This is a genomic window from Photobacterium aphoticum, from assembly GCF_001029435.1.
Lineage (GTDB): Bacteria > Pseudomonadota > Gammaproteobacteria > Enterobacterales > Vibrionaceae > Photobacterium > Photobacterium aphoticum.
The window spans coordinates 1-7,525 of sequence record NZ_LDOV01000057.1; the positions used below are offsets into that span (position 1 = coordinate 1).

4 protein-coding genes and 3 tRNA genes are annotated in these 7,525 nt (G+C 47.6%); all 7 read right to left on the minus strand.

The genetic code is table 11. The features are described from left to right. Positions 1–146 precede the first annotated feature (146 nt). The 7 genes from ABT58_RS22775 to ABT58_RS22805 all read right to left on the minus strand — a co-directional run bounded on the left by ABT58_RS22775 (position 147) and on the right by ABT58_RS22805 (position 7,382). Positions 147–222: transfer RNA gene (locus tag ABT58_RS22775), tRNA-Gly, on the minus strand. 2 nt (positions 223–224) lie between these two features. After that, a tRNA-Cys gene (locus tag ABT58_RS22780) sits at positions 225–298 on the minus strand. A 196-nt stretch (positions 299–494) separates the two neighbouring features. Next, positions 495–737: a hypothetical protein gene (locus tag ABT58_RS22785; RefSeq protein WP_053063187.1), complete on the minus strand. Its 243-nt coding sequence runs from the start codon at positions 735–737 to the stop codon at positions 495–497. A 173-nt stretch (positions 738–910) separates the two neighbouring features. Beyond that, a complete protein-coding gene (nspC, locus tag ABT58_RS22790) occupies positions 911–2,044 on the minus strand; it encodes a carboxynorspermidine decarboxylase (RefSeq protein ID WP_047876739.1) in 1,134 nt (377 codons plus the stop codon). Between the two features lie 93 nt (positions 2,045–2,137). Next, positions 2,138–3,382: a carboxynorspermidine synthase gene (locus ABT58_RS22795; protein WP_047876736.1), complete on the minus strand. Its 1,245-nt coding sequence runs from the start codon at positions 3,380–3,382 to the stop codon at positions 2,138–2,140. A gap of 101 nt (positions 3,383–3,483) precedes the next feature. Then, positions 3,484–6,384 carry a pyridoxal phosphate-dependent class III aminotransferase gene (locus ABT58_RS22800; protein WP_047876737.1) on the minus strand — a complete coding sequence of 967 codons (2,901 nt, stop codon included), beginning with the start codon at positions 6,382–6,384 and terminating at the stop codon, positions 3,484–3,486. Positions 6,385–7,308: 924 nt separating this feature from the next. Continuing rightward, positions 7,309–7,382, minus strand: a tRNA-Cys gene (locus ABT58_RS22805). Positions 7,383–7,525 lie beyond the last annotated feature (143 nt).

Genomic DNA, 7,525 nt, shown 5'->3' on the forward strand with positions numbered 1-7,525 from the left:
AATTCGTTGCGGTGCCTGAAAGGTACACCATTTGATACCGCTTAATTAAGCCATATCTTTAATCTAAATTGGAGCGACGCGACCAGCTTGCCCGAATCTGGGCGAGACACGAGGTTCCTCGTGTTCGGTCACATCATCCATTAATTTGGAGCGACACACGAGGTTCGAACTCGTGACCTCAACCTTGGCAAGGTTGCGCTCTACCAACTGAGCTAGTGTCGCAATGGAGGCGCGTCCCGGAGTCGAACCGAGGTCCACGGATTTGCAATCCGCTGCATAGCCACTCTGCCAACGCGCCATTCCGATACCGAACTGAGTAAGTCACTCCGCTGCGGTACGTGGTGTAATTTACTGATTTTAAATTTTGAGTCAACAATATTTCTTGAAAATATTTTCAACTGCTTACTTTATAACACATTCATGCATTTTTTACGCCGAATCTGCTTACCAAGCCACCATCCATTTTTTTTTCGGTTGTTCAAGCGCACAAGAAATCACGACAAGTTATCAATATCTTGGCTTAACGTGTACTTTTTGTCCGTCACAATCGCCTCTAACACTTCAACTCTTGCCTTCAACTGTGCGACTTCTTCTTTCAGTCGTGAATGTTCGTCATTCTCTTTTAACGCTTGCTCATGCTTATAGGCAAGCTCTCGCATCTCACGTCGATGCTGAAAGAATTTCCGCACTATTTCAGCACCAAAGATAATCATGATAATAGCAATCGCAATATTCACTCGCGTTCCTCTCTACCCACCCTTTTCATTCATTAAATCGCTCTCTCACGATGAATGCAAACGAACGCCATTATTTCACCCTCTTTCAACGACTATTGTGAACACAAAAAAAAGAGGAGCAAATGCTCCTCTCTGACCTTTATGGCTTTCTAATTTATCGCTAAAAACTGAAATTAAGCGATGGACCAACGCGACAATGAACGTTTGAAATCGTCGTAGCCAAATTCATTCAGCTTTTGGATCTCGCCGTTACTGCGTTCACAGTACACTGATGGCATTTTCAGGCCGTTGAACCAGTTCAGTTTCACCATGGTGTAACCGGCACTGTCCAAGATATGCAGACGCTGACCAATTTCCAATGGCGCGTCAAACTGTGTCACACAGAACTGATCACCGGCCAAGCAAGAACAGCTGCCGATAATGTACTGGTGATCGCCGGTTTCGCTGGCTTCTGCAATGGCTGCCGGCTCGTTGTAGATCAAGGTATCCAGACGGTGTGCTTCTGTCGCACTGTCTACGATCGCCGTTTTCATGCCATTCTCAACGATATCCACCACTGTCACGACCAAATCAGCGGTTTTCGTGATAATCGCTTCACCCGGCTCCAGGTACAGCTGCACGCCGTGTTTTTCAGAGAAGGCTTTCAGTGCAGCGGCCAGTTTCTCAATGTCGTAACCCGGCCATGTGAAGAACACGCCGCCGCCCAGGCTTACCCAGTCCAGTTTATCCAGGTAAGCACCAAACTGTTCTGAAATGGCATTCAACAAGTTAATGAATGCATCCACATCTTTGTTTTCACAGTTCATGTGGAACATCACACCATCCAGCGTATCGAACAGTGCAGGATCAATGTGATCAGCCTGTACACCCAGACGGGAGAATTGACGCGCTGGGTTCGCCAGATCCTGACCGGCGTAGCTCACACCCGGATTCAAACGCAAACCGAGCGACGCTTTCCCTTCTACCAAGTGACGGTAAGCGGCAAGTTGTGACTGAGAGTTAAAAATCATCTTGTCACAGATATCAGCCACCTCTTTCACGTCATCTTCGCTGTAACCCACGCTGTATGCATGCGTTTCACCACCGAAGGTTTCGTAGCCTAATTTCACTTCAAACGGACCACTGCTGGTTGTACCGTCAAGGTAAGGCTTGATGATGTCGAACACGCCCCAAGTCGAGAAGCACTTCAGTGCAAGCACCAATTTCACACCTGACAGCTCTTTCAACTGCTTGGCTTTTTCTAGGTTCGCAATCAACTTGTCTTCATTGATCATGAAGAACGGGGTTTTCAATTCACTTTTTTGCATGGCTTGCATCGCTCTTAAATCGAATAAAGCCGATGCATAAACATCGGCTCAAATACGTTTTTACTGGTCAATTTTAAACATAATTCGCAGGAATTATTTCAAAATTTGGATGTTCGGTTGACCAACGGGTAACTCCAACACATCCCAATCGAGGCCGATCTGCGGCATCATTTCTAGGAATGGATCTGGGTTTAGCTGTTCCATATTGAATACACCCGCATCTGCCCACTCCCCACGGAAGTATTGCAGTGCAGCGGTGATCGCAGGGACACCCGTCGTGTAAGCAATCGCCTGATGCTCAACATCGTCATACGCCACTTCGTGATCGGCGTTGTTATAGATGAACACGCTGCGCTCTTTACCGTCTTTACGGCCTTGCACCCATGTACCGATACAGGTTTTACCTGTGTACCCTGGTGCCAATGACGTTGGATCTGGCAATAGTGCTTTAAGGACGTGTAGTGGCTGTACAACCGTACCATCGTGCAATGTCAGTGGATCTGGGCTTAGCAGACCAATGTCGCGCATGCAGTTGAAGTAGTTCAGGTAACGGTCACCGAAGCCCATCCAGAACTCGATGCGTTTAGCGGGAATGAACTCTTTAAGAGAGCGCACTTCATCGTGTGCCATTGAGTACACTTTGTGTGTACCACATAGCGGGAAATCGAATTCAAGCATACGCGAGTGACACGGTACTTGTTTCCACTCTTCATTTTCCCAGTAGAAAGAGTCACCCTGAATTTCCAACATGTTGGTTTCAGGATCAAAGTTGGTGGCGAATTTCTTGCCATGATCGCCCGCATTCACGTCCATGACATCGATCGTGTCGATTTCATCAAACAAATGCTTCACTGCATAAGCAGCAAATACGCTCACAACACCCGGATCGAAACCGGCGCCTAAGATACCGGTAATACCCGCATCTTTGAATTTTTCGCGGTAGCTCCACTGCCAATCGTAGGCTTCAGGAACTTGCTGGCCTTCAGAGCACAAGTCAACAGCCACTGAAGTATCTAGGTAAGACACTTTCGCCTGTAGACATGCTTCCATGATAGGCATATTGACCCACGGTGGGCCTGCATTGATAACAAGATCAGGCTGTACATCCTTGATCAAAGCAACCAGTGCTTCAACATCGTCGGCATTGACGGCACGAGATTCTAGTTTCTTGGATGGATCCTTAAGGTTGTTCTTACCTTTGATAGACTCGATGATCTTGTCACACTTATCAACGGTACGAGATGCGATAGTAATATTCCCTAACACATCATTATTTTGAGCAGCTTTGTGTGCAACTACCCAACCAACACCACCAGCACCAATCTGTAGAATTGCCATTTCGTCTTTTATTCCATAAGTTAAAGTAAGTGTTATACCCGCCACGCCTGCGTAGTCAGGTATAGGCACAGCAGACTCAGCTGCTGTGCCAGCCTATTTAATTAGCTCTTAGCCTCTTCAATCTGGGCTGCAAGCTGACGGACTTCTAGCAACAGCGCATCGAAGTCAGCCATGGTTAAACATGGGTTTAGGATGGTAAATTTCAGCGCTACCTTGCCGTCAACTACCGTCTCACCCATTACTGCTTTGCCTTTGACTAATGCATCAAAGCGAAGCTGTTTATTTAGGCCATCCAGCTCTTCTGCTGCATTGTTGCCGATGTAACGGAACAATACGGTAGAAAGTGCAGGATCTGCCAACAACTCAAAGTCCGCTGACTGGTTGATCATGTCTGCCACTTGCTGTGTTTGGTTCAGCAGGTGATCGTACATTGCACCCAGTGCCTGTGGGCCCACGCTCTGCATGGTCATCAGCACTTTCAACGCATCAAAACGTTTTGTGGTTGCAATAGACTTATCCACCAAGTTCGGTAGCAGGTCATCTTCACGGTTCAGGTAATCCGCGTGATGAAGCAGGAACTTAAAGTTTGCTTTGTCTTTAATCAGCACTGCGCCACAGCTAATTGTTTGGAAGAACAATTTGTGGAAGTCAACGCTAACAGAGTCCGCTTTTTCAATACCCTCAAGACGCGTCTTATGACGGCTCAGGATCAATGCACCGCCGTAGGCACCATCAACGTGGAACCATAGGTTGTGCTGCTCAGCGATTTCAGCCAGACCATTCAGATCATCAATCGCACCGTGGTCTGTTGTACCTGCGGTACCCACTAGTGCAAATGGCAACAGGCCTTCTGCTTTAAGCGCTTCAACGGTTTCAATCAGTGATGCCAGCTTCATCGTGCCGTTTGGATTGGTATCCACCGTCACGACCGCGTGTTCACCCAAGCCCATTAGCGAGGCTGATTTCTGCACGGTGAAGTGTGATTTCTTCGAGCAAAGAATACGCATTTTACCGGCGTACTCAGGCAGACCTTGTTTCTGGATATTGTGACCAGACATCATCTCTGCTGCTTTGTCACGCGCCAGTAGCAGACCCATTAGGTTTGACTGTGTACCACCGCTGGTGAATACGCCATCAGCGCGCTCACCCAGCTGGTATTGTTCACATACCCAATCAATCACTTTTTGCTCAACGAACGTTGCTGCGCTTGACTGATCCCAAGAGTCCATAGACTGGTTCAGTGCCGCGATGAACGCTTCTGCCGCTACCGATGGCAACAACGGTGGCGTGTGCAGGTGAGCAATACAGTGTGGATGCTGTACCATGATAGAGTTCTTGGCGATCAACTCACCGGTTTGCTCAATCACAGCGTCCAATGGCATTTGCTGGTTATCCAGATCAATGTTGTTGATCAGGGTTTTTAGCACCTGTGGGTCCAAACCTGAGTATGGCGAGTCTGTATTTTCAAACACGTTTTTCATTACACGTGTGGTTTGGTTCAACGCAGATTCAAACGCATCGGCACCGCCTTTACCCGTATGGATAAAATGCTCACGCCATGTTTCTGCTGCGTTACTCGCTGACGACTTTTTTGCGGTTGCTGGCCCCGCTGTCACCATCATGGCTTTCTCTAGGGTTGCCAATGCGAAATCAAGCTGCTCGTAGCTGATAATCAATGGTGGAAGGAAACGCAGTACCGAACCCTGACGGCCACCTTTTTCGATAATCAAACCGCGCTCTAGCGCTGCACGCTGAATCGCCATGGTCAGTGCTGGATCAGCCTCTGGCTCACCAAACTTGTTCTTAGAACCGTCTGGCTTACAGATTTCGATACCTAGCATCAGGCCTTTACCGCGCACTTCTGCGATACAGTCAACGCGCTCAGCAATACGCTCCAAACCTTCGCGCAGGTACTGACCCGCTTCACGTGCGTGTGCCACCAAGTTATCACGACGGATAATTTCAAGTGCTTTTGCACCGGTTGCCATCGCCAACTGGTTACCACGGAATGTACCGGTGTGTTCACCTGGACGCCATGAGTCAAACGCCTTGTCAAACACAAGCAGAGACATTGGCAAGCCGCCGCCCACAGCTTTTGACAGACACAGAATATCCGGTGTGATGCCCGCTTCTTCAAACGCGAAGTTGTAACCGGTTTTACCGATACCACACTGGATTTCATCAAAGATCAGCAGGATGCCGTGCTCTTTGGTGATACGACGCAGTTCTTGTAGCCAGAATGCCGGAGCAGGGATCACACCACCCTCGCCCTGTACAGGCTCAAGGATGATAGCTGCAGGCTTCTGCACGCCACTTTCGTCATCATTTAGCATACGCTCAATGTAACGCAGGCTCTGCTTCGCCCCTTCATCACCGTGTAGGCCAAACGGACAACGTAGGCTGTATGGGTAAGGTAGGAAGTGCACATCAGACATCAGACCGGTACGGCGTGCTTTGGTGTTCAGGTTACCCATCATCGCCATAGTACCGTTTGTCATACCGTGGTAAGCACCGTGGAAGGCTGCCATGGTATTACGGCCTGTGGTTTGTTTTGCCAGTTTAATCGCAGCTTCTACTGCGTCGGCACCCGAAGGACCACAGAACTGAATACGCGCATTTTTAGCAAATTCAGCTGGCAGGAAGTTCATCACTTCCTTGATGAATTTGTCTTTTACAGGGGTAGTAATATCAAGCGTCTGGTAAGGCAGACCCGCATGAAGCTGATCGATGATCGCTTGATTGATTTCAGGGTGGTTATAACCCATTGCCAGCGTACCGGCACCTGCCAAACAGTCCAGGAACAATTGGCCACGGCTGTCTTCGACCAACACGCCAGACGCCTTGGTGATAGCTAGCGGCAATCGACGTGGATAGGAACGCACTTCCGACTCGTAATGCTCCTGACTCAGCAATAGCTCGTCAGGGGTTAGATCGTAAACGTCATGTACCACAGGTACATTGGAAGCAAGTTTTAACTCATCAAGGTCAAACACTTTACTCATTTTCTTTCCATCTCATCACATCGCACGTAGACGACTGACACTCCTCTCCTCGCCATCGCTGTAATACACAACGGGCGCTCTGACTATTCATTGTTGAGTTTTGGAATAGTGAGAATCTGGCTGGAAGAGTCGGGTCACGTTAGCGTGCAAGTTGCATCATTTCTTGTGACGCATTGACTATAAACGGCCGAAATAACAGGTATTTTCGGCGTGACCAACAACGAACCGAAATTTGGAAACGTTTGCTTTTAGGGCAAAATACGTTATCTCAAAACGTTCAGTGCGTTATAAAACCAGTAATTGTGATCAGAAAGATCAAGGCTCAGTAATAATACTGCAATTGGGTAAGACAAAGCTGATTAGGTTTGGTAATGATAAAAATTTCACGTTGGGTTCCCTCAATATGCGCCTGCTTTTTTTCCTAACAGGTCTGCGCTATTAATGCCCTTCTATTGACTATCGTTAATAGCCAATACCTACAGCGTACCAAGAGCAATCAGCCCGAATACTTCCTGATACAGTATGCCTCAGTACAACTTCCCCCTGAGATTGCGCAGAAAAGTACCATAGGCGGATATGTCTGCCAAGTAATATTTTCTCTATTTCTGTCATAATTACGACGTAATTAGTCATTTACACAAAAAGCATACAGTCTTGCAGCGAGTTCAAAACAAATGCTCATAAAGGCGCAATATTTGACATAACCAGCCATATATTCCTTTGCAGGTTTACATCAATACGGTATGTATGACTAAACGAAAAATGACTATTCTGTCGATGATATTAGTCTGACAAATGAATACGTAGGAAAACCAACACGAGAGGGATAAATCGTGCGTAGTGGTGGAAAAAGAAGATATTGATGATGTGGTGACAAAACACAGATACAAAAAAACAGCATTTTCATGCTGGTTCTTTGTAGAATGGAGGCGCGTCCCGGAGTCGAACCGAGGTCCACGGATTTGCAATCCGCTGCATAGCCACTCTGCCAACGCGCCATGTTCTTGAGCGACGCGACCAGCTTGCCCGAATCTGGGCGAGACACGAGGTTCCTCGTGTTTGATCACATCGACTATTTATTTGAAGCGACACACGAGGTCCCTGATCTTCAGGTAAATTGGCGTGACCTCAACCTTGGCAA

Excerpts from the sequence above, each read along its gene's own strand:
- nspC (WP_047876739.1), bottom strand. The coding sequence starts at position 2,044 with ATGCAAAAAAGTGAATTGAAAACCCCGTTCTTCATGATCAATGAAGAC.
- ABT58_RS22800 (WP_047876737.1), bottom strand. The coding sequence starts at position 6,384 with ATGAGTAAAGTGTTTGACCTTGATGAGTTAAAACTTGCTTCCAATGTA.
- ABT58_RS22795 (WP_047876736.1), bottom strand. The coding sequence starts at position 3,382 with ATGGCAATTCTACAGATTGGTGCTGGTGGTGTTGGTTGGGTAGTTGCA.